Origin of the sequence: Rhodococcus tibetensis, from assembly GCF_024438035.1 — a bacterium.
GTDB lineage: Bacteria > Actinomycetota > Actinomycetes > Mycobacteriales > Mycobacteriaceae > Rhodococcus_F > Rhodococcus_F tibetensis.
The window spans coordinates 155,673-176,063 of record NZ_JANFQF010000010.1 but is presented as its reverse complement, the minus strand read 5'-3'; the positions used below and the strand labels follow the sequence as shown (position 1 = coordinate 176,063).

The 20,391-nt window shown below is 66.5% G+C and carries 18 protein-coding genes, 1 pseudogene and 1 riboswitch; of the genes and pseudogenes, 7 read left to right on the top strand and 12 right to left on the bottom strand.

The genetic code is table 11. The annotated features are described in order from the left end of the window. Positions 1-76 precede the first annotated feature (76 nt). The 3 genes from NOF53_RS14130 (at position 77) to NOF53_RS14120 (ending at position 2,955) form a co-directional block, all read left to right on the top strand. Positions 77-460, top strand: coding sequence for a VOC family protein (locus NOF53_RS14130; protein WP_255969329.1), 384 nt, complete (start codon positions 77-79; stop codon positions 458-460). Positions 461-564: 104 nt separating this feature from the next. Continuing rightward, positions 565-1,557 carry a malate dehydrogenase gene (locus NOF53_RS14125; protein WP_255969327.1) on the top strand — a complete coding sequence of 331 codons (993 nt, stop codon included), beginning with the start codon at positions 565-567 and terminating at the stop codon, positions 1,555-1,557. Between the two features lie 81 nt (positions 1,558-1,638). Continuing rightward, a complete protein-coding gene (locus NOF53_RS14120) occupies positions 1,639-2,955 on the top strand; it encodes a D-alanyl-D-alanine carboxypeptidase family protein (RefSeq protein ID WP_305086880.1) in 1,317 nt (438 codons plus the stop codon). Between the two features lie 9 nt (positions 2,956-2,964). Here NOF53_RS14120 and yhjD read toward each other — a convergent pair whose 3' ends face one another. The 5 genes from yhjD to NOF53_RS14095 all read right to left on the bottom strand — a co-directional run bounded on the left by yhjD (position 2,965) and on the right by NOF53_RS14095 (position 8,586). After that, entirely contained in the window at positions 2,965-3,987 is a 1,023-nt protein-coding gene (gene yhjD / locus NOF53_RS14115; RefSeq protein ID WP_308213821.1) for an inner membrane protein YhjD, read from the bottom strand. 10 nt (positions 3,988-3,997) lie between these two features. Further along, positions 3,998-5,032, bottom strand: a complete 1,035-nt coding sequence (trpS, locus tag NOF53_RS14110) for a tryptophan--tRNA ligase (protein WP_255969323.1) — start codon at positions 5,030-5,032, stop codon at positions 3,998-4,000. 52 nt (positions 5,033-5,084) lie between these two features. Beyond that, positions 5,085-5,891 carry an exodeoxyribonuclease III gene (locus NOF53_RS14105; protein ID WP_255969320.1) on the bottom strand — a complete coding sequence of 269 codons (807 nt, stop codon included), beginning with the start codon at positions 5,889-5,891 and terminating at the stop codon, positions 5,085-5,087. A gap of 35 nt (positions 5,892-5,926) precedes the next feature. Next, positions 5,927-7,150, bottom strand: a complete 1,224-nt coding sequence (locus tag NOF53_RS14100) for an MFS transporter (RefSeq protein ID WP_255969317.1) — start codon at positions 7,148-7,150, stop codon at positions 5,927-5,929. Positions 7,151-7,362: 212 nt separating this feature from the next. Beyond that, entirely contained in the window at positions 7,363-8,586 is a 1,224-nt protein-coding gene (locus tag NOF53_RS14095; protein WP_255969314.1) for an NADP-dependent isocitrate dehydrogenase, read from the bottom strand. Between the two features lie 272 nt (positions 8,587-8,858). After that, a riboswitch (SAM riboswitch) is annotated at positions 8,859-8,978 on the top strand. 119 nt (positions 8,979-9,097) lie between these two features. Here NOF53_RS14095 and NOF53_RS14090 point away from each other — a divergent pair. Both NOF53_RS14090 and metX read left to right on the top strand, forming a co-directional pair. Continuing rightward, on the top strand, positions 9,098-10,381 hold the full coding sequence (locus NOF53_RS14090; protein ID WP_255969311.1) for a bifunctional o-acetylhomoserine/o-acetylserine sulfhydrylase: 1,284 nt from the start codon (positions 9,098-9,100) through the stop codon (positions 10,379-10,381). 8 nt (positions 10,382-10,389) lie between these two features. Further along, positions 10,390-11,508 carry a homoserine O-acetyltransferase MetX gene (metX, locus tag NOF53_RS14085; RefSeq protein ID WP_255969308.1) on the top strand — a complete coding sequence of 373 codons (1,119 nt, stop codon included), beginning with the start codon at positions 10,390-10,392 and terminating at the stop codon, positions 11,506-11,508. 21 nt (positions 11,509-11,529) lie between these two features. On the opposite strand, the gene NOF53_RS14080 is transcribed toward metX, so the two are convergent. The 3 genes from NOF53_RS14080 to NOF53_RS14070 are packed head-to-tail and all read right to left on the bottom strand — an operon-like array spanning position 11,530 to position 13,315. Then, positions 11,530-11,814: a DUF3017 domain-containing protein gene (locus NOF53_RS14080; RefSeq protein WP_255969305.1), complete on the bottom strand. Its 285-nt coding sequence runs from the start codon at positions 11,812-11,814 to the stop codon at positions 11,530-11,532. A gap of 1 nt (position 11,815) precedes the next feature. Continuing rightward, positions 11,816-12,676: a bifunctional methylenetetrahydrofolate dehydrogenase/methenyltetrahydrofolate cyclohydrolase gene (locus NOF53_RS14075; RefSeq protein WP_255969302.1), complete on the bottom strand. Its 861-nt coding sequence runs from the start codon at positions 12,674-12,676 to the stop codon at positions 11,816-11,818. Positions 12,677-12,709: 33 nt separating this feature from the next. Continuing rightward, positions 12,710-13,315, bottom strand: coding sequence for a pentapeptide repeat-containing protein (locus NOF53_RS14070; RefSeq protein ID WP_255969300.1), 606 nt, complete (start codon positions 13,313-13,315; stop codon positions 12,710-12,712). 43 nt (positions 13,316-13,358) lie between these two features. On the opposite strand from NOF53_RS14070, the gene NOF53_RS14065 reads away from it, so the two are divergent. After that, a complete protein-coding gene (locus NOF53_RS14065) occupies positions 13,359-13,826 on the top strand; it encodes a tRNA (cytidine(34)-2'-O)-methyltransferase (protein WP_255969490.1) in 468 nt (155 codons plus the stop codon). Here NOF53_RS14065 and NOF53_RS14060 read toward each other — a convergent pair. Then, complete coding sequence (locus NOF53_RS14060) at positions 13,807-14,730, bottom strand: LysR family transcriptional regulator (RefSeq protein WP_255969298.1); 924 nt, start codon at positions 14,728-14,730, stop codon at positions 13,807-13,809. The genes NOF53_RS14065 and NOF53_RS14060 overlap by 20 nt on opposite strands. An 89-nt stretch (positions 14,731-14,819) precedes the next feature. On the opposite strand from NOF53_RS14060, the pseudogene NOF53_RS14055 reads away from it, so the two are divergent. Beyond that, positions 14,820-15,779 (top strand): annotated as a pseudogene (locus NOF53_RS14055) (TDT family transporter); the annotation flags it as partial. A 45-nt stretch (positions 15,780-15,824) separates the two neighbouring features. On the opposite strand, the gene NOF53_RS14050 reads toward NOF53_RS14055, so the two are convergent. The 3 genes from NOF53_RS14050 to NOF53_RS14040 are packed head-to-tail and all read right to left on the bottom strand — an operon-like array spanning position 15,825 to position 20,335. Further along, the gene (locus NOF53_RS14050) at positions 15,825-16,130 is read right to left on the bottom strand and encodes a rhodanese-like domain-containing protein (protein WP_255969296.1); all 306 of its coding nucleotides are present in this window, start codon (positions 16,128-16,130) and stop codon (positions 15,825-15,827) included. Continuing rightward, complete coding sequence (locus NOF53_RS14045; RefSeq protein ID WP_255969294.1) at positions 16,127-17,020, bottom strand: DUF4349 domain-containing protein; 894 nt, start codon at positions 17,018-17,020, stop codon at positions 16,127-16,129. The genes NOF53_RS14050 and NOF53_RS14045 overlap by 4 nt, the downstream gene beginning before the upstream one ends. Positions 17,021-17,074: 54 nt before the next feature. Further along, positions 17,075-20,335 carry an error-prone DNA polymerase gene (locus NOF53_RS14040; protein ID WP_255969292.1) on the bottom strand — a complete coding sequence of 1,087 codons (3,261 nt, stop codon included), beginning with the start codon at positions 20,333-20,335 and terminating at the stop codon, positions 17,075-17,077. Positions 20,336-20,391 lie beyond the last annotated feature (56 nt).

The following is a 20,391-nucleotide window of genomic DNA, read 5'->3' as shown; positions in this document are numbered from 1 at the left end:
CTGCAGTTCCCGAGCGCCCGCGGTAACCGGACACGGTCTACCGCGGGCGCTCGTCTGCGCGAAGTAGCATGCAGGCATGGCCGTGGGACGCTTAGGATCGATAACACTGGACTGTGCTGACCCGTCCACTCTCGCCGCCTTCTGGCACGGAATGCTCGGCGGGGAAATCACCTACCAGAGCGAGAAATCCGTCGCCGTGACCACTCCGCAGGGGTTGCTGACGGCGATGCGTGTGCCGGACCACCGCGAACCCTCCTGGCCGGAGGGCACTGTGCCGAAACAGATTCACCTCGACCTCGCCGTCGAGGACCTGGACACCGCGCAGACCGAAGCGGTGCGCCTCGGAGCGCGGGTCGCGGCGAAGCAGTACGCACCAGAACTGTGCCGCGTCCTCGTCGATCCCGCGGGCCATCCCTTCTGCCTCAGTCTCGAGTCGAATTTTGCGCGCATCGGCGCGTGATCCGAGGAACCGTGGGAAACCTCACGACAGAAGATCGTGGGCGGTGAGAGCGGGCGAGGCTACCGTCGGAAGCAGAGCGACACCGACGAATGTGAGGTCTCACGATGGCGCAGCGCAGCCCAGCAGTAGTCACGGTGACGGGAGCAGCCGGAAGCATCGGCTATGCGGCGCTCTTCCGGATCGCGGCCGGCGAGATGATGGGTCCCGACACGCCGATCCACTTGCGGTTACTCGAAATTCCGTCCGGTATGGCTGCCGCGGAGGGGACGGCGATGGAACTCGAGGACAGCGCCTTCCCACTGTTGCGCAGCATCGAGATTCTCGACGATCCGCGCCAGGGCTTCGACGGCACCGACGTTGCGTTGCTCATCGGCTCACGCCCGCGGAGCAAGGGCATGGAGCGAGGCGACCTGCTCGCTGCGAACGGTCAGATCTTCACCGTGCAGGGCCGGGCGATCAACGAGGGCGCCGCGGACGGGGTCCGCGTCCTCGTCGTGGGCAACCCGGCCAATACCAACGCACTGGTGGCCGCGAGAAATGCCCCCGACGTGCCGGCCGATCGCTTCACCGCGCTCACCCGCCTGGACCACAACCGGGCGATCGCACAACTGGCGAAACGCTCAGGCGCACCGGTCGACGACATCAGCCGAGTGAGCATCTGGGGCAACCACTCCAGCACGCAGTACCCGGACATCTTCCATGCCCGGGTCGGAGGAAAGTCCGGCGCCTCGTTCGCGCAGGACCGTGTCTGGCTCGTCGACGACTTCATTCCCACCGTCGCCCGCCGCGGCTCCGCCATCATCGAGGCGCGCGGCGCATCCTCCGCGGCGTCTGCCGCCAACGGCGCGATCGACCACGTACATGACTGGGTCCTCGGCACACCCGACAACGACTGGACATCCGTGGCGCTGTCCTCCCCCGGTGCCTACGGAATCCCCGAGGGCCTGGTGAGCTCGTTCCCGGCCCGCTCGATCGACGGGTCCTGGCGGATCGTGGAAGGGCTGGCGATCGATGGCTTCTCGCGTAAGCGGATCGATGCTTCGGTGGCGGAGCTCGAATCCGAGCGCGATTCCGTCCGCAGCATGGGCTTCATCTGATCTACCCCTGCAACACTTGGCGCGACGTCGACGTCACGAATGGGTGTCGCTCGGTCGGGGCTTTGCGCAGGGCATCTGTTCATGGCATACGCTCCCTCTTCGATGATGTGGCGTCGAGTGGGTATCGCAGTCGTGTCCGGGGCTCTCTTCACCGGACTCTCGGTGACGTCTGCGGGAGCCATTCCTCCCGTGGTTCCCTCGCCGCCCACGTCGACGCCGTTCACCACTCCCAACACCGACAACTGCCCGAATCGATCCTCTCCCGCTCCGGCCGTCGACTCCTCCGAGGTCCCCCTGCCGGGGGATCCGACTCCGAGCGCCATGGCCGTGCCCGGCATTCCCGTCGGCGGACCGCGGCTCGGCGCCTGCGGTGTGGTCCTCCCGGACGACGCACCGCCGCTTCCCGCCGACATCTCGGCGTCGGGTTGGGTCGTGGCGGACATCGACAGTGGCGCCGTGCTCGCTGCCAAGGACCCCCACGGCCGGTACCGGCCCGCCAGCACCATCAAGATGCTGCTGGCACTCGTGGCGCTCGACGAGCTCGATCTCGACAAGACCGTGACGGCCACCGCCGAGGACGCCGAGGTGGAGGGCAGCGCCGTCGGGATCGGCAAGAACGGCCGATACACGAATCGCCAGCTCATGCAGGGCTTGGTGATGGCGTCGGGCAACGATGCCGCTCATCTACTGGCCCGGCAACTGGGCGGCGACGATGCCGCGGTCGAGAAGATGAACCGCCTCGCCGACAGTCTCGGCGCCCACGACACCCGGAGCGCGACCCCTTCCGGACTGGACGGTCCCGGCATGAGTAGCTCCCCGTTCGACCTTGCCCTGATCTTCCACGCCGCGATGAAGAACCCGACTTTCGCTGAGCTGATCTCGACGGAGACTGTGCAATTCCCCGGATTCCCCAGGGACCCCGCGATACCCGAGGATAAGGACCGTCCCCCGTTCGCGTTGGCCAACGACAACCAATTGCTCTATAACTATCCCGGCGCGCTGGGCGGCAAGACCGGATTCACGGACGATGCCCGCCACACCTACGTCGGCGGCGCCGACCGCGGTGGCCGTCGATTGGTGGTCACCCTCTTGGGCGCCGAAGCTCAGCCCATCCGGCCGTGGGAACAGGCGGCCCGGCTTCTCGACTACGGATTCGCGCTCGACCGGGACGCCGAGGTGGGCTCACTCACCGATCTCGCAGCGTCCGAAGACTCCTCCGGCGCGGTACTTGCAGCGACGCCTGAACAGGACTCGGCTGCCACGACGAGCTCGGCCGTCGCCTCCGGCTCCGACCGCGCCGGCAACACCACCGGTCTGCGCATCGGTGTGGGCGTCGGGGGGACGGCGATCATCCTCGTACTGCTGCTGTGGGCGCGGCGACTCCTGCGCCGTCCGTGACCGCCGCCGTCAGCGTTTGCTTCGGAAGAGAAGGCCCGACAGCCCCAGCGCCGCGAGTGCGCCCGCGCCGACGAGCGCGAGTCCGCCACCGATCCCGGGTCCTTCGTGAACCTGGACGCGTGGCGCGATGACCGCTGGGTCAGGCGGGGGCACGAAGGCCAGCGCCAGACTCTCCTGGGTAGTGGCCGCCCACGCGGTGGCGAAGAGCAACATCCTGCACGTCAAGAAGATGAAGACGAGGAGGCCGATGATGGGTCCGAACGCCACACCGGCCGGACCGCTGGTGACGATCGAGAGATAGAGGGCACCGACCTGCTTGAAGACCTCGAACACCACCGCGGCGAGCACAGCCGCCTTCATCGCACTGCGGAATGCGACGGGTTCGCGGGGTAGACGGGCGATCACCCAGGTGAACACCGCCCAGGTGGCGACCACGGACACCAACGCGGACAGGACGCGCAATCCGAGGTCGATGCCCGCAATGTTGTCGAGGTTCAGCACGTCGACCACGGTGCTGGCCACCGGACCGCTGCTGAGCGCCGACGCTCCCAGCGACACCACCATCGCCAGACCGAGTCCGACGAGAGCTCCCGCATCACCCAGCTTGGTCTTCAGGAAGCCCGGGGATTCGTGGGTGCTCTCCCACATCGCGGTAAGGGCATCGCGCAGGTTCGCCATCCACCCGAGCCCCGCGTAGGCGGCACCGAGCAGGCCGAGGACACCCACGCTGGCGCGGGACGCGATCGCCGAATCGATGACGGTGTTGAGCGTGTCCCCCAGACTTCCGGGAACGTTCTCGGTGATGCTGTCCTGCAGTTCCTGCAACAACTCCGGCTGACCGGCGAGTACGAAACCTGCGATCGCGAACGCGATCATCAGGATCGGAATGAGTGCCAGCACACTGAAGTACGTGATCCCGGCGGCGTAATAGTCGCCCTTCTGCTGCTGGAACCGCCCGGCCGCCCGCATCAGATGGTCGAACCAGGGGCGCGCTGCCCGCTGTCTTTCGAGGAAGCTCGCTTCGTCCGCCACGGTGCTCAACTCAACCCTTCGGTGTCAGGAATCCGACCTTCTCGTACACGGTCGCCAGTGTCTGCGAAGACACCTCTCGGGCGCGGTGCGCACCGGCTGCGATGATCCGATCCAGTTCGGCCTCGTCCGCGAGGTACTCGTCGACCTTCGTCCGCAACGGTGTCACGAAGTCGGTGAGGACATCGGCCGTATCGGATTTCAGATCGCCGTACCCCTTGCCCGCGTAGCCGGCCACCAGCGTCTCGACCGGCGTGCCGAGCAGCGCGGACTGAATGGTCAGCAGGTTGCTCACCCCGGGCTTGGTCTCCCTGTCGTAGCGGATCTCCCGTTCGTTGTCTGTGACGGCGGATTTGATTTTCTTCGCGGACACCTTGGGGTCGTCGAGCAGATTGATCAGGCCGGCGGGGCTCGGCCCCGACTTGCTCATCTTCGACGTCGGATCCTGAAGGTCGTAGATCTTGGCGGTGCCCTTGATGATCTGGGCCTCCGGGATCACGAAGGCCTTGCCGAACCGGGTGTTGAACCGCTGGGCGAGGTCGCGGGCCAGTTCGAGGTGCTGGCGCTGGTCTTCGCCGACCGGGACACGCTGCGGGCGGTAGAGCAGGATGTCTGCGGCCATGAGTACCGGATACGTGAACAGGCCGACGCTGGCGTTCTCTGCACCCTGCTTGGCGGACTTGTCCTTGAACTGCGTCATCCGGCTCGCCTCGCCGAAACCGGTGATGCAGTTGAGAACCCACGCCAGCTGCGCATGCTCGGGGACCTGGCTCTGCACGAAAAGGGTCGAGCGGTCGGGGTCGATTCCGACGGCGAGCAACTGGGCCACGGCGATCTTGGTGCGACGACGCAGTTCCTTGGGATCCTGGGCGACGGTGATCGCGTGCAGGTCCGGAATGAAGTAGAACGCGTCGAAGTCCTCCTGCAGAGGAACCCACTGCTGCAGCGCGCCCAGGAAGTTGCCGAGGTGGAACGAGTCGGCGGTGGGCTGGATGCCGGAGAGCACCCGGGGCCTGGCGGTGGGTTTCTGATCTGCAGCGGTCGACATGAGTACTGATCTTTTCACGTGGGCCGGAACGAGACGAATCACATACCGGGCGTCAGCGGTACTGGACGGTGACGGGAGCGTGATCCGACCACCGCTGGTCGTAGCTGGCGGCTCTCTCGACCACGGCCTGCTTGGCTCGTTCCGCGAGCGCTCGGGTGGCGATCTGGTAGTCGATGCGCCACCCGGAGTCGTTGTCGAAGGCCTTTCCCCGGTAGGACCACCACGAGTACGGACCGGCGATGTCGGGATGGAGCAGACGCACCACGTCCGCCCAGTGCGCGTCCTCCGCGAAGAGGGCGCTCATCCACTCCCGCTCGTGCGGAAGGAACCCGGAGTTCTTCTTGTTGGTCTTCCAGTTCTTCAGGTCGAGTTCGGTGTGAGCGATGTTCCAGTCGCCACATACCACCATGTGCCGCCCGGCCGCGACAGCCACGCGGGCAGTGTCCGCCAGGTACAGGCCGAAGGACTTCATGAACCGTTCCTTCTCCTCCTGGCGGGGCGTCTGCGCCTCACCGGACGGCAGGTACAGGCTCGCGACCGTCAGATCGTCGAAGTCGGCCTCGAGGTACCGGCCCGATCCCAGGAACTCCTCGTCACCGTGACCCACCCGGAACGCGTCCGCCGGTCTGCGCGAGAGGACGGCGACTCCGTTGCGTCCCTTCGCCGACGGTTCCGCGGACGCGAGATGCCAGCCGCTCGCCAGCGCAGGGGCGAGAGTCTCGGCCAGCTGCTCGTCCGAAGCCCGCGTCTCCTGCAGACAGACCACGTCGGCCTGGGTCCGCTGTATCCACTCGGTGAGGCCCTTGCGGGCGGCCGCGCGAACGCCGTTGACATTGACGGTGGTGATGATGTGTGGCACGGCAAGCACGGTAACCGACGGGTGCGACAGAACGGCTATCGAGCCGCGGGTGCGCTGCGCCGCTCCATTGCCACCGCGATGGTGAGCATCATTAGCCCGGCCACCGCGAGCAGTGCGCCTACTGCGGCCGGAGCCGTGTACCCGTAGCCCGCGGCGATAACGACACCCCCGATCCAGGCGCCGAAGGCGTTCGCGATGTTGAGTGCTGCGTGATTGAGGGAGGCTGCGAGCGTCTGGGCGTCCGCGGCCACATCCATCAGCCGGGTCTGTAACCCCGGCACCATCGACGCACCCGCCGCGCCCACGCCGAAGACGAGTACGAGGGCCGTGTACGGGTTGTGGGATGCGAACACGAATATCGCAAGGAGCACGCCGAGCGCCGTCATCGAGACGAAGAGGCCGGGAATCAGTGCCCGATCGGCCAGTCTGCCGCCGATCAGATTGCCCGCGACCATGCCCAGCCCGTAGATCATCAGGGCCAGCGGCACCAGCGACCGCGAAAGGCCGGCGACGTCGGTGAGCGTCGTGCTGATGTAGGTGTAGACGGCGAACATGCCGCCGAAACCGACCATGCCGATGATCAATGTCATCCACACCTGAGGGCGGCGGAGGGCGCCGAGTTCGGTGAGCGGATTGGTCATCCGCATCGCCGCCAATGGAGGCAGCCACGACCGGATGGCGGCGAGGGTCACCAAACCGATGACGGCGACGAGGGCGAAGGCGCTACGCCAGCCGAGATTCTGGCCGAGCCACGACGCTGCGGGAACACCCACAACGTTGGCCACAGACAACCCCATCATCACCAGGGCGACCGCCTTGGCCCGCTGTCCGCGTTCCGCGAGGTGTGCCGCGACGAGTGCGGCGACACCGAAATACGCACCGTGCGGCAGGCCCGCGACGAAGCGCGCGGCCATCAGGACTCCGTAGTTCGGTGCCAGCACGGTGGCGGCATTGCCGATCGTGAAGGCGGCCATCAACGCAATGAGCAACGTCTTGCGCGGTACTCGCGCCGTCAGGGCGGCGATGAGCGGCGCCCCGACGACCACTCCCAGCGCATACGCCGAGATGATATGCCCCGCCGTCGGCTCGGTGATCCCGAGACTCGACCCCATCTCGGGGAGCAGGCCCATGGCGACGAACTCGGTAGTACCGATGCCGAACCCACCCAGTGCGAGCGCGATCACGGCGAGCGTGCGGATCGACGGGTGCTGTGCGACGACACCGGCCGGCTCGGGGCGGACGGACGTTGAGGTGCTCACAGAAGACACACTTTCGGATAGAGACATATACGACTACGCGGCGGACAGCGCCTCGATGCGCAACGACCTGTGAAGGGATTCTCTTCCCTGTTCGTGCCCGGCCGCGCGTCGAATGGCCGTGAGATCACTCACCACGACGTACCTGCGGACGCAGAACGGGACGTTCCCGCTGAGGGAACGTCCCGTTCTGTGCTGCTCGAGGTGCTGTGCGCCTACTGCTCGGCGATGGCCTTCTGGAGGTTGATGTCCAGCGCACCGAGGAACTCCTCGGTGGTCAGGTAGCCCTGGTCGCCGCCGACCAGCATCGCGAGGTCCTTGGTCATCTGGCCACCCTCGACGGTCTTGATGACCACGTCTTCGAGCTTCTGGGCGAAGCCGATGACGTCGGGGGTGTTGTCCAGCTTGCCGCGGTGCTCGAGCCCACGGGTCCACGCGAAGATGGACGCGATGGGGTTCGTGGACGTCGGCTTGCCCTGCTGGTGCTGACGGAAGTGACGCGTCACGGTGCCGTGTGCGGCCTCCGCTTCACAGGTCTTTCCGTCCGGGGTCAGCAGCACGGAAGTCATGAGGCCGAGCGATCCGAAGCCCTGGGCCACGGTGTCGGACTGCACGTCACCGTCGTAGTTCTTGCAGGCCCAGACGTAGCCGCCCTCCCACTTGAGCGCCGACGCCACCATGTCGTCGATGAGGCGGTGCTCGTAGGTGAGCCCTGCCGCGTCGAACTCCGACTTGAACTCGGTCTCGTAGACGTGCTGGAAGATGTCCTTGAACGCGCCGTCATACGCCTTGAGGATGGTGTTCTTGGTCGACAGGTACACCGGGTAGTTCTGCTGCAGGCCGTAGTTGAGCGAGGCCCGGGCGAAGTCCGTGATGGACTTGGTGAAGTTGTACTGCCCCTGGACGACGCCGCCGCCCTCGGGGAAGTTCACCAGCTCGTGCTCGATCGGCTCGCTGCCGTCCTCGGGCGTGTAGGTGATCATCACCTTGCCGGGGCCGGGAACCTTGAAGTCGGTGGCGCGGTACTGGTCACCGAAGGCGTGACGGCCGATGATGATCGGCTTGGTCCAGCCCGGAACCAGTCGCGGAACGTTGGAGATGATGATCGGCGCACGGAAGATCGTTCCACCGAGGATGTTGCGGATGGTGCCGTTGGGCGACCGCCACATCTTCTTGAGGCCGAACTCCTCGACGCGGGCCTCGTCCGGGGTGATGGTCGCGCACTTGACGCCCACGCCGTGCTTCTTGATGGCGTTGGCCGCGTCGACGGTCACTTGGTCGTCGGTCTCGTCCCGGTATTCGATGCCGAGGTCGTAGTACTCGAGATTGACATCCAGGTAAGGATGGATCAATTTGTCTTTGATGAACTGCCAGATAATGCGCGTCATCTCGTCGCCGTCGAGTTCGACGACGGTGCCCTCAACCTTGATTTTGGACATGGGTGCTTCGCGTCCTCCTAGGAAGTTTCCCTGGTTACACGGTTGCGGGCGCACTTTGTGAGTGGGTCCGCGAACGGTTCGCTTTTCAAACGTAGACGGTCAGGACGGCCACTGGGAGACCGCGCCTAAACAAGACAAGCGTACTGCTATGTGCGGGACTCGCAACATGTGGGGCCTGCAACCTGTTCCTACTCGCGGGTAACTTTTCCCTGCTAGGGGCCCTGATCGGTGCCGTTTCCGGTCGTTCGGCTCCAGCCGCTAAGATCACCGGAGGTCATGAGTGCCAGCAACGAGCCCCGGCTAGCTGGCCGGCAACCCTCCACCGCGGTGGGGTGCCCCGGGTGATGACCTGGTTCCCTGATTAATACGCAGTCGGGTGACAAGCGCGGGTCCGACATCGGAGGTTCATGATGTGTTGTTGTTGTCGTAGACAGACCCCAGACACGCCCTGCGCGCGAACGATCCCGAACATGTCGTCCGCGCCTCGTCAGACCACTGGAGTAGACAGCACATGACCGAGAACTGGTCGTTCGAGACCAAGCAGATCCACGCGGGGCAGACGTCCGACGCCACCACGAAGGCGCGGGCCCTGCCGATCTACCAGACCACCTCGTACACGTTCGACAGCACCGATCATGCTGCCGCGCTGTTCGGTCTGGCCGAGCCGGGCAACATCTACACCCGCATCATGAATCCCACCCAGGATGCCGTCGAGCAGCGCATCGCCGCACTCGAAGGGGGCGTCGCCGCGCTGCTGCTCTCGTCCGGGCAGGCCGCGGAGACCTTCGCGATTCTCAACCTCGCCGAGGCCGGCGACCACATCGTCTCCAGTCCGCGCCTCTACGGCGGCACCTACAACCTCTTCCACTACACGCTGCCCAAGCTGGGTATCGAGGTGTCGTTCGTCGAGGATCCCGACGACCTCGAGCAGTGGCGCAGCGCGATCCGCGACAACACCAAAGCTTTCTACGGCGAGACCGTGTCGAATCCGCGCAATGACGTCCTCGACCTGCCCGGCATCTCGGGCGTCGCGCATCAGCACGGCATACCCCTCGTCGTCGACAACACCGTGCCCACGCCGTACCTCATCCGGCCGCTCGAGCACGGCGCCGACATCGTGGTGCATTCGGCCACCAAGTACCTCGGCGGCCACGGCACGGCAATCGCCGGTGTGATCGTCGACGGCGGCACCTTCGACTGGACCCAGGGCCGGCACCCGAACTTCACCACGCCCGATCCCAGCTACCACGGCGTGGTGTTCGCCGAGCTCGGTCCGCCGGCCTACGCCCTCAAGGCGCGCGTGCAGTTGCTGCGCGACCTCGGTTCCGCGATTTCGCCCTTCAACGCGTTCCTCATCGCTCAAGGTCTCGAAACGCTGAGCCTGCGCATGGAACGGCACGTGTCGAACGCGACCACAGTGGCCCAGTACCTCGAGGCCCGGCCGGAGGTCGTCTCGGTCGGTTACACCGGTCTTCCTTCCTCACCGTGGCACGAGCGCGCCAAGCAGATCGCCCCCAAGGGGGCGGGTGCCATCGTGACGTTCGAGCTCGCAGGCGGGATCGAAGCCGGCAAAAAGTTCGTCAACGCCCTCACCCTGCACAGCCACGTCGCCAATATCGGCGACGTGCGGTCCCTGGTGATACATCCCGCGTCCACCACCCATTCGCAGCTGACGCCGGAGGAGCAGGCCGCAAGCGGCGTCACACCCGGGCTGGTGCGCCTGGCCGTGGGCATCGAAGGAATCGACGACATCATCGCCGATATCGAAACCGGTCTGACGGCGGCGGCATCTTGAGCGGGAGCGTGAGCGCACTGCAGCAGCTGCCCGTGTCGGACGGACGTCTGGGCTACATCGACATCGGTTCCCTCGAGCTCGAGGGTGGAGCCGTCCTTCCGTCGGTCACGCTCGCCGTGCAACGCTGGGGTGAGCTGTCCCCCACCCGGGACAACGTGGTTCTGATCGAGCACGCTCTGACCGGCGACTCCCACGTGACCGGCCCCATGTCGGAAGAACACCCTTCACCCGGCTGGTGGAGCGGAATGGTGGGTGCGGGTGCGCCGATCGACACCGACGAATGGTGCGTCGTCGCCACCAACGTGCTCGGTGGTTGCCGGGGCACGACGGGACCGGGTTCGGTCGCCGAAGACGGCCGTCCGTGGGGCAGTCGCTTCCCCGAAATCTCGATCCGTGACCAGATCGCGGCCGAGAAGAAACTCACCGACCTTCTCGGCATCGAGAAGGTGGCGTCGGTCATCGGCGGGTCGATGGGCGGAATGCGCGCCCTCGAATGGGCCGTCACCTACCCCGACCGGATCGCGTCCGCACTCGTTCTCGCCGTCGGCGCCCGCGCGACCGCGGACCAGATCGGCACCCAGACCACGCAGATCGAAGCGATCATCAGCGACCCCGACTGGCAGGGCGGTGACTATCACGGCACCGGGCGGATCCCCCGTACCGGTCTCGGCATCGCCCGCAGGATCGCGCATCTCACCTACCGCAGCGAGAGCGAGCTCGATTCGCGGTTCGCGAATTCGTCGCAGGAGGGCGAGGACCCGTGGCGCGGCGGCAGGTATTCCGTCGAGAGCTATCTGCAGCACCAGGCGGACAAGCTCGTCGGCAGGTTCGATCCCAGTACCTATGTGCTCCTCAGTGAGGCCATGAACCGGCACGACGTCGGCCGCGGCCGCGGTGGGGTTGCCGCTGCGCTCGCCAGGGTCACGGCTCCGGTGATCGTGGGCGGCGTCGACTCGGATCGGCTCTATCCGATCCGCTTGCAGGAGGACCTCGCAAACGAGATCCCCACCTGCGACGGCCTTCGGGTGCTCAACTCCCGAGACGGGCACGACGGGTTCCTCACCGAGGCGGATGCCGTGGCCAAGTTGCTCGCCGAGACGATGGAATTGGCCCGCGCCGGCCGCTGACGTTTCACCTGCTCGGGACCGTCAGTCGGTCCCGAGCGGGTCGATCGACACGGCGAGCCAGACGATGGCTCCCCCGACGGCCACCAGTGCCCCGACGTCGAACGGCTTGCTGCGGACCGCAAGCAGTCCCACGCGCTCGGAGGGCATCATCAAGCGGAAGATCGCGGCCAGCAGCGTTGCGGTACCGAAAACGAACGCTCCCCGCCGCCACCGGTCGGCCAGCACGAAGACGACGGCCACCGCGATGACGAGGACAACGGCGAGCATCGGCAAATTCTTCTTCGCGAACTGCCCCCAGTTCGCCATCTCAGCTGCGTGAAGCCGCGACGCGCTCGGCCCGCTCCACGACGTTGCTGAGCAGAAACGCACGAGTGAGCGGTCCGACACCACCCGGGTTCGGTGACAGGAAGCCGGCGACCTCGGCGACGTCGGCCGCCACGTCGCCGCGCAAACCGCCCTCGGTCCGGCTCACGCCCACGTCCAACACGGCCGCGCCGGGCTTGACCATGTCGGCTGTGACGAGTCCCGGGACACCGGCAGCGGCGATCACGATGTCGGCGCGCCGGACCTCGGCGGCGAGATCACGGGTACCGGTGTGGCACAGGGTGACAGTGGCGTTCTCGCTGCGCCGGGTGAACAGGAGTCCGATGGGCCTGCCGACTGTCACGCCGCGGCCGATGACCACGACGTGGGCACCGGCGACCGGCACCTCGTAGCGCCGGAGCAGGTGCAGGATTCCGCGCGGCGTGCACGGCAGCGGCGCCTCCTTGCCGAGGACCAGCCGACCGAGGTTGACGGGGTGCAGTCCGTCCGCATCCTTGTCCGGGTCGATGCGCTCGAGGGCGGCGTTCTCGTCGAGCTGTCGGGGAAGCGGGAGTTGCACGATGTATCCCGTGCAGTCGGGGTTGGCGTTGAGCTCGTCGATGGTGGCGTCGAGCTTCTCCTGGGTGATGTCGCCGGGAAGGTCTCGGCGGATCGACGTGATCCCGACCTTGGCGCAGTCGTTGTGCTTGCCGCGCACGTAGGCGGCCGATCCCGGGTCGTCGCCCACCAGGACGGTCCCGAGCCCGGGTGTGATGCCCTGGTCCCTCAGTGCGGTGACCCGCACCTTCAGGTCTTCGAAAATCTCGTCGCGGGTGGCCTTGCCATCGAGGATCGTTGCAGTCACGGAGCCCATTCTCTCAGGTACCGGATACGCGCGTCAGGTCGGTTCCACCACCAGCCCGTGGGCGGACGCGTAGGCGATGGCCTGGGTGAGTTCGATCTGCGCCTTGTCGAGTGAGGCCGCCGTCCACAGATTCGCATCCACGTGGGCGCCCCGCAGATCGGCGCCGTCCAGTTTCGCGCCCCCGGTGCGGGCACCGATGAGGTCGGCGGCACGCAGAACTGTGCCCCGCAGGTCGGTCCGCACGAGGTTGGCCTCGCGGAACCGGCAGTCGGTGAGGTCGAGGGCCCGCAGATCGGCGCCGCCGAGGGAGGTGAGCGTGAAATCGCATTCCTCGATGGTCATCGGGCGCAACCGGCAGCTGTCGAATTCCGAACCGAGGAAGCTGCAGTGCCGGAACGTGCTGTGCCACAGAGTGGTCCGCGTGAAGGAACACGATCGGAAAGCAGTCCCCACGTGCTGCGACTCGGAAAAATCGGCCCCCGTGAAGTCACAGTTCGTGAAGATCACCGATTCCGTGCGGAGGCCACTGAGATCTGCGTCGCGAAAGTTGCACTTCGTGTAGTGCCGCCGACGCCAGTCGCCTCCGGGCAATCGCGCGTCGCCGAAGTCCTCACCCACCACTTCTTCCACTGCATCCATCCGTCCATCATGCCGCCCCCGGGCATACCCCTAAGCTGTGCAGGTGTTCCGAGTGATGTTCCACGAACCCCGCATCCCGCCTAACACGGGCAACGCCATCCGCCTGGTCGCAGGCACGGGATGTGAACTGCACCTGGTGGGGCCGCTGGGATTCGACCTCTCGGAGCCGAAGCTCAAGCGCGCGGGGCTCGACTACCACGACCTTGCGTCGGTGACCGTGCACGAGAATCTCGACACCGCGTGGGCGGCGGTCGAGCCGGCGCGGGTGTTCGCCTTCACCGCACATGCCACTGTCTCGTATGCCGATATCGCCTACGAACCCGGGGACGTACTCCTCTTCGGCCCCGAACCCACCGGGCTGTCGCAGGAGGTCCTGGCCGACCCCCACGTGACGGAGCGGCTGCGCATTCCGATGTTGCCCGGCCGACGTTCGCTGAACCTGTCGAATGCCGCTGCCCTCGTGACGTACGAGGCGTGGCGGCAGCACGGCTTCAGAGGGGCTGCGCTGTAAGTGCGGCCCCCGCGGTTGCGCCGACCGCGATGTCGAGGAAGTCCCGGGCCGCACCGCGCACCCCGCGGACCGGATCCCAAACGGCCGACAACCGGCGCGGGAGGGTCAACCCCTCCACCTGAACCGAGGCCAGCCGCCCGTCGGTGAGGTCGGCCGCGACCGCGAGCGAAGACAGCACGGCCGGGGCGTTGCCGGCGATCACCGCCGCCTTCACCGCAGTGCACGAGGTCAGCTCCAACAGAGGTGGGACACAGTGCGGTACCGCGTTCTCGAGGGTGGTGCGCGTTCCCGAACCCGATTCTCGTTGGATCATCGGCGTGGCCGCCAGCTCCGACACGGGGATCGGCGAGCGACGAACCCAGTGATGTTCCGGCGGGACCACCACGACGAGATGATCACGGCCGATTTCCCGGGACTGCAGTCCCGGCGGGATGTCGGGTCCTTCGACGAATCCGAGGTCGGCCTCACCGGACAACACGCGCGCGATCACCTCGGACGAGTTGAGCAGGCGCACCGATGTGACCACGTTGGGGTACTTTCGCCGCATCGCGACCGTCCAGCCCGGAACAAGGTACTCGGCGATGGTCATGCTGGCCGCCACGGTGAGCCCGGCCTGCCGCTCCCCCCGCAGCGCCGCGACTCCGGACGCGAGTTCCTCCGCCGTCGCCAGGATGTGACTGGCCCATTCGAGGATGAGGGCGCCTTCGGCCGTGGGCCGCACCCCGCTGGCACCGCGGCTGAAGACCTTGATGCCGAACAGACGCTCCGCCGTGCGTACTCGTGCGCTGACCGCCTGCTGACTGAGCCCGTGTTCCCGGCCCGCCGCACCCATGCTTCCGAGACGTTCGACCGACAGCAGGACGTCGAGGGCGCTGAGTTCTGGGACCCGGGGAGAGAGCGGCACATCCCAAGGCTAGTCTCACAAACTCGGTTTGTGGGTATGCAACCGCAAGCCTTCTACCGGCGACGACGCCAACTCGGCAGGCTGTGGACATGACGCCGAATTGGTTCGCAGCAGTGATGGGTACCGGCATCGTCGCGGTCGTGGCCGCGTCTTTGCCCGCCGAGGTTCCGGGTGTCCAGGCAGTGTCCGAGGTGTTCTGGCTGCTCGCCGCGGCGCTGCTCCTGACGCTGACCACCGCACTCGGCGACCACTGGATCCGGCGTCGCGACGCAGCCCTGGCAGACGTGCGCAGCCACACCATGTTTCCCTTCTACGGTGCGGTGTCGATGGCCGTGTCGACGGTCGGCGCGGCCACCGGCTCGGCCGGTCACCACCGTCTCGGCGAGCTGTCGGTGGCCGTGTCGGCAGCGATGTGGTCGATCGGGACGATCGTCGGCGTCGTCACCTACGCGGTGATGGCAAGACGACTGATGCAAACGCATCGGGTAACGCCCACACCGTCGTGGCTGCTGCCGGTGGTCCCCCCGATGGTGTCCGCCTCCGGCGGAGCCGCACTGGTCAGGCACCTTCCGGAAGGTGCACCGCAGATCACGCTGCTGATGTTCTGCTACGCCCTTTTCGCGCTGGCTCTGACCGCGGCAGTGGCGGTCACCGTCGTCGTCGGCAGGCAGCTGCTGCACAACGGCCTTCCGGGCACCGCCCTCGTCCCGACCTTGTGGATACCGCTGGGAGTGATCGGGCAGTCGGTTGCGGCGATCAACCTACTCGGCGCCGCATCCGGGCACGCCTGGCTCCACACGGTCGGCGTCGTCTATGGAATGACAGTGGGCGCGTGCGGTGTTCTCGCGCTCGCAACCGTGATCACGGTGACAGCGAGGGCATTCCACCGAGGACTCGACTTCACGCCCGCCTGGTGGAGCTTCACCTTTCCCGTCGGTACCTGCGCCCTGGGCGCGAACGCGTTGGGCACCGCGATCAACTCGACCGTGATTGTGAGCGCGGCAACGACCCTGTGGTGTGCGTTGCTCGTGATCTGGAGCACCGTGGTATTCCGCACCCTGCGCCACGTGCGTCGACTGCTGGTCGAGCGTGCGCTAACCGGTCTCGACAGGACGTCCGGACTGCAACCACGCCGAGGTGCCGCCCGCGACGGACACCGCGTTGATTCCTCGACCGTTCAGGTATTCGGCGGCCTGCAGGCTGCGGCCACCCACGGCACAGATCACATACACCACGTCGGCGTCGGGGATCTCGCCGACACGAGCGACGAACTCGCTCAGCGGAATCAGCGTCACGCCCGGCACTCTCACCTGCGCGTACTCGTCGGCTTCGCGCACGTCGATGACGGGGGCGCCTGATTCCAACGCCTCGTCCAACGCCGACAGGTCGACTTCGATCATTCGGTGTTCGCCTCTTCTTTCTGCGACGCCGCACCGGTCGGTGGCCGGCGCGGCCTGTTGTATATCCGGCGCAGACGGTACGCGCCGTAGACGACCAGTGCGATGACGGCCACGAAACCGAACCAGGGGATCAGCGCCCCGACCACCACCGCACCGCCCTTGATTGCCGACAGCAGGGCGTGCCACCCGGCGACGAGACCCTCCCAGAAGTTGTCGGGACCCGAACTCGGTCTCTCCGTGTCGGTGGTGGTGACGTCGATCGTGAGGGTGGCGAGTGCGATCTGATCGCTGAGCAACCGCTTCTGCGCGGTGAGGCTGTCGAGTTCACCCTGCCGTTCCGACAGTGCCCTCTCCGCTTCGATCAGGTCGGCGGTGTTCGCGGCCGACGCGATGAGCCCCTGCAGCCGCGTGACCGACGCCGTCAACGCACCGATGCGGGCATCGAGATCCTGCGACTGCATCGTCACATCGCTCTTCGTGACGCTGACGCTGGTCACCTTGCCGAGGTCCCGCAGATCGTCCAACGTGCGGGTGAGGTCGTCGGCGGGCACGCGGATTGTCAGGGAACTGCTCGCGTCCTGGTCGTCGGAGCCGGGCTGCTCGGTGAGCTGATCGACGCGACCTCCCAAGGCATCGACCTTGTCGACGATCTGCCTGCCCACGGCCACCGGGTCATCCGCGGTGATCGAGACCTGGCCGGTGATGATCTCCTGCCGTTCGGTGGGCGCCTGATCCTTCGCAGGCCCCTGCAGCGCACCCCCGACCTCCAACGACCTGCTGTCGCCGGGCACGGGCGCGGGCACGGGCGCGGAAGAGCTGCTGTCGGAACCGCCGCACCCGGCAAGCACCAGCGACACGAGGACGATCGCCGACAGAACGTATCTCTTCATGCCCGAATGTTAGCGGTGTGCCGAAGGCCCGGTTGACGATTGCTGTGTGCGCGCTCAGCGAAAGTCACGCGACTTGGCCTTCATCCGCAGGTCCATCAACTGCAGGCGATCCGCCACCACCGTGACGGCCCCCTCCGCATTCTGCACCTTGCCCCGAACCAGGAGCGCCGGCGCGGTGTTCGCGAGCTTGCGGTACTTCGCCCACAAGCCCACCGAACACACCACATTGACCATCCCGGTCTCGTCCTCGAGATTGATGAACGTGACACCGGCCGCAGTCGCCGGGCGTTGCCGGTGCGTCACTGCTCCGCCCACCAGGACCCGATCGCCGTCGGGAACCTGAAGCAACCGGGCCGCAGGAATCACCCCGAGCTCATCGAGTTGCGGGCGCAGGAACTGGGTGGGATAGGTGTCCGGGGACACTCCGGTGGCCCACACATCCGCGGCCGCCAGTTCGAGATCGCTCATTCCCGGCAGGGTCGGCGCCCGGGTGGACGCCCCCATTCCGGGAAGCCGGTCATGCCGCTCCCCTGCCGCGGCACCCGCCGCCCACAACGCCTCCCGCCGGGTGATACCGAAACTGTCGAGGGCCCCTGCAGTGGCGAGCGACTCGGCCTGGGCCGTGTTCAGCTCCACCCGGCCAGTGAGGTCGAGGAAGGACGTGAACGGCCCCCCGTCGTTCCGGGCTTCGACCATATGCTCGGCCAGTGTCGTGCCGATGTGCCGCACCTCCCCGAGACCGAGCCGCACCTCCATGCCCCCGGCCTCGACGGTGGCGTGCGCGAGACTGGCATTGATGTCGGCACCGTGCACCCGCACCCCGTGCCTGCGGGCGTCGGCCACCAGCGATTGCGGCGAGTAGAACCCCATCGGCTGTGCCCGCAGCAGACCTGCACAGAATGCGGCGGGGTGATGCAGTTTGAACCACGAGGAGTAGAACACCAGCGCCGCGAAGCTCTGCGAGTGACTCTCCGGGAAACCGAAATTGGCGAAGGCGTACAACTTTTCATAGATCCGGTCGGCCACGTCGTCGCCGATTCCGTGCACGTCCCGCATGCCCTGATAGAGCCGCCCCTTCAGCTGCTCCATCTTCTCCGGCGAGCGTTTGGACCCCATGGCCCGGCGCAGCTGGTCGGCCTCGGCCGGAGTGAACCCCGCGACATCGACCGCCACCTGCATCAACTGCTCCTGAAACAACGGCACACCCAGGGTCCGTTTCAACGCTTTCTCCAGCGACGGGTGGTCGTAGGTGACCGGTTCGAGTTTGTTGCGACGGCGAATGTAGGGATGCACCGAACCACCCTGGATGGGTCCGGGCCGAATGAGAGCGACCTCCACTACCAGGTCATAGAAATTCCGCGGCTTCAGCCTCGGGAGGGTGGCCATCTGTGCCCGCGACTCCACCTGGAACACTCCGACCGAATCGGCCCGCTGCAACATCTCGTACACGGCTTCCTCGGACAGGTCCAGCTGCGCCAGGTCCACCTCGATCCCCTTGTGCTCGGCCACCAGATCGATCATGTAGTGCAGGGCCGAGAGCATGCCGAGTCCCAGCATGTCGAACTTCACCAGTCCCACCGCTGCGCAATCGTCCTTGTCCCATTGCAGGACGCTGCGGTTCTCCATGCGCGCCCACTCCACCGGGCACACGTCGGCGATGGGCCGATCGCAGATCACCATGCCGCCGGAGTGGATTCCGAGATGCCGCGGATACCCCTCGATCTGGGCTGCCAATTCGAGCACGGCAGGGGGTATGTCGGTGTCTTTCCCTTTCCCCTTCCCGACGCCACCCCAGCGATCGACCTGTTTGCTCCACGCATCCTGCTGCCCTTGCGAGAAGCCCAGGGCCCGTGCCATGTCGCGCACCGAAGACTTTCCCCGGTACGTGATGACGTTGGCCACCTGCGCCGCATACTGTCGCCCGTACTTCGCGTAGACGTGCTGGATGGCTTCTTCGCGGCGGTCCGATTCGATGTCGACATCGATGTCCGGCGGACCGTCGCGTTCGGGTGAGAGAAAACGTTCGAACAACAACTTGTTGCGCACGGGATCGACGTTGGTGATGCCGATGGCGTAGCAGACGGCCGAGTTGGCCGCCGAACCCCTTCCCTGACACAGGATGTGGTTGTCCTTGCAGAACGACACGATGTCGTGGACCACCAGGAAGTAGCCAGGAAAGTTCAGCGTCGTGATGATGTCGAGTTCGTGCTCGATCTGCCGGTACGCCCGCGGGTGCTCCGCCGGTGCACCGTAACGGCGGCGCGCCCCTTCCATCGTGAGCTGACGCAACCAGCTCGCCTCGGTGTGCCCGTCGGGCACGTCGAAGGGCGGTAGTTTCGGTGCGATGAGCCGGAGATCGAAGGCGCATTCCAGCCCGAGCTCCGCCGCACCGCTGACCGATTCCGGGTACGCCGCGAAGAGGTGGGCCATCTCCTCACCGGAACGCAGGTGCGATCCGCCCGTCGGAGGCAGCCGCCCGGCCGCGTCGTCGAGGCTGTGACGAGCCCGGACCGCGGCCATCGCCATCGCCAGCCGCCGACGCGGAGGACCCGCGAAATGAGCTGCGGTGGAGGCAATTACCCCTAGACCGTGCTGCTGCGCCAGTTCGGCGAGGCAGTCGTTGCGTTCACCGTCCTCCGGAATGCCGTGGTGCGTGAGTTCCACCGTGACCCGCTCGGCCCCGAACCGATCGATCAGCTCACGCAACCGGCCAGCCGCTGCCTCCGGACCCCCGTGGGCCAATGCCTGACGCACATGCCCCTTGCGACAACCGGTCAAGATCTGCCAGTGGTCTCCCGCCGCATCGGCGAGCCGGTCCATGTCGTACCAAACTTTGCCTTTCTCTCCTCCTGCGAGGTGCGCCGCCGCGATCTCCCGGGACAGCCGGCGGTACCCCTCCTGCCCTCGCGCCAGCACCAGCAGATGAGCGTCGCCCACGGTGAGCTCGGAACCGAACACGGTCCGCATGTTCAGTTCCTTCGCCGCCTCCGCGAACCGGACCACACCGTAGAACCCGTCGTGGTCGGTGAGCGCGATGGCCTCGAGACCCAGCCGGACCGCCTCTTCCACCAATTCTTCCGGTGGGGAGGCACCGTCGAGGAAGCTGAACGCCGAATGCGCGTGTAGCTCTGCGTAGGGGACGGTGGAGCCTGCCCGTACCTGCTCACCCGCCCGATACTCGCCTCGCTTGCGTGACCACGCCGGACTGTCGCTGCCGTCACCCGGATACAGCGACTGCGGGTCGACGCGTCCCGGCCTGCCGGACAGGACCCGCTCCATCTCCGACCACGACGGCGGACCGTTACCCCAACCCATCTGGCACACCTCTTCATGTCGCGCACGTGCCGTGCCGAAACCATGGAAGATGCCAC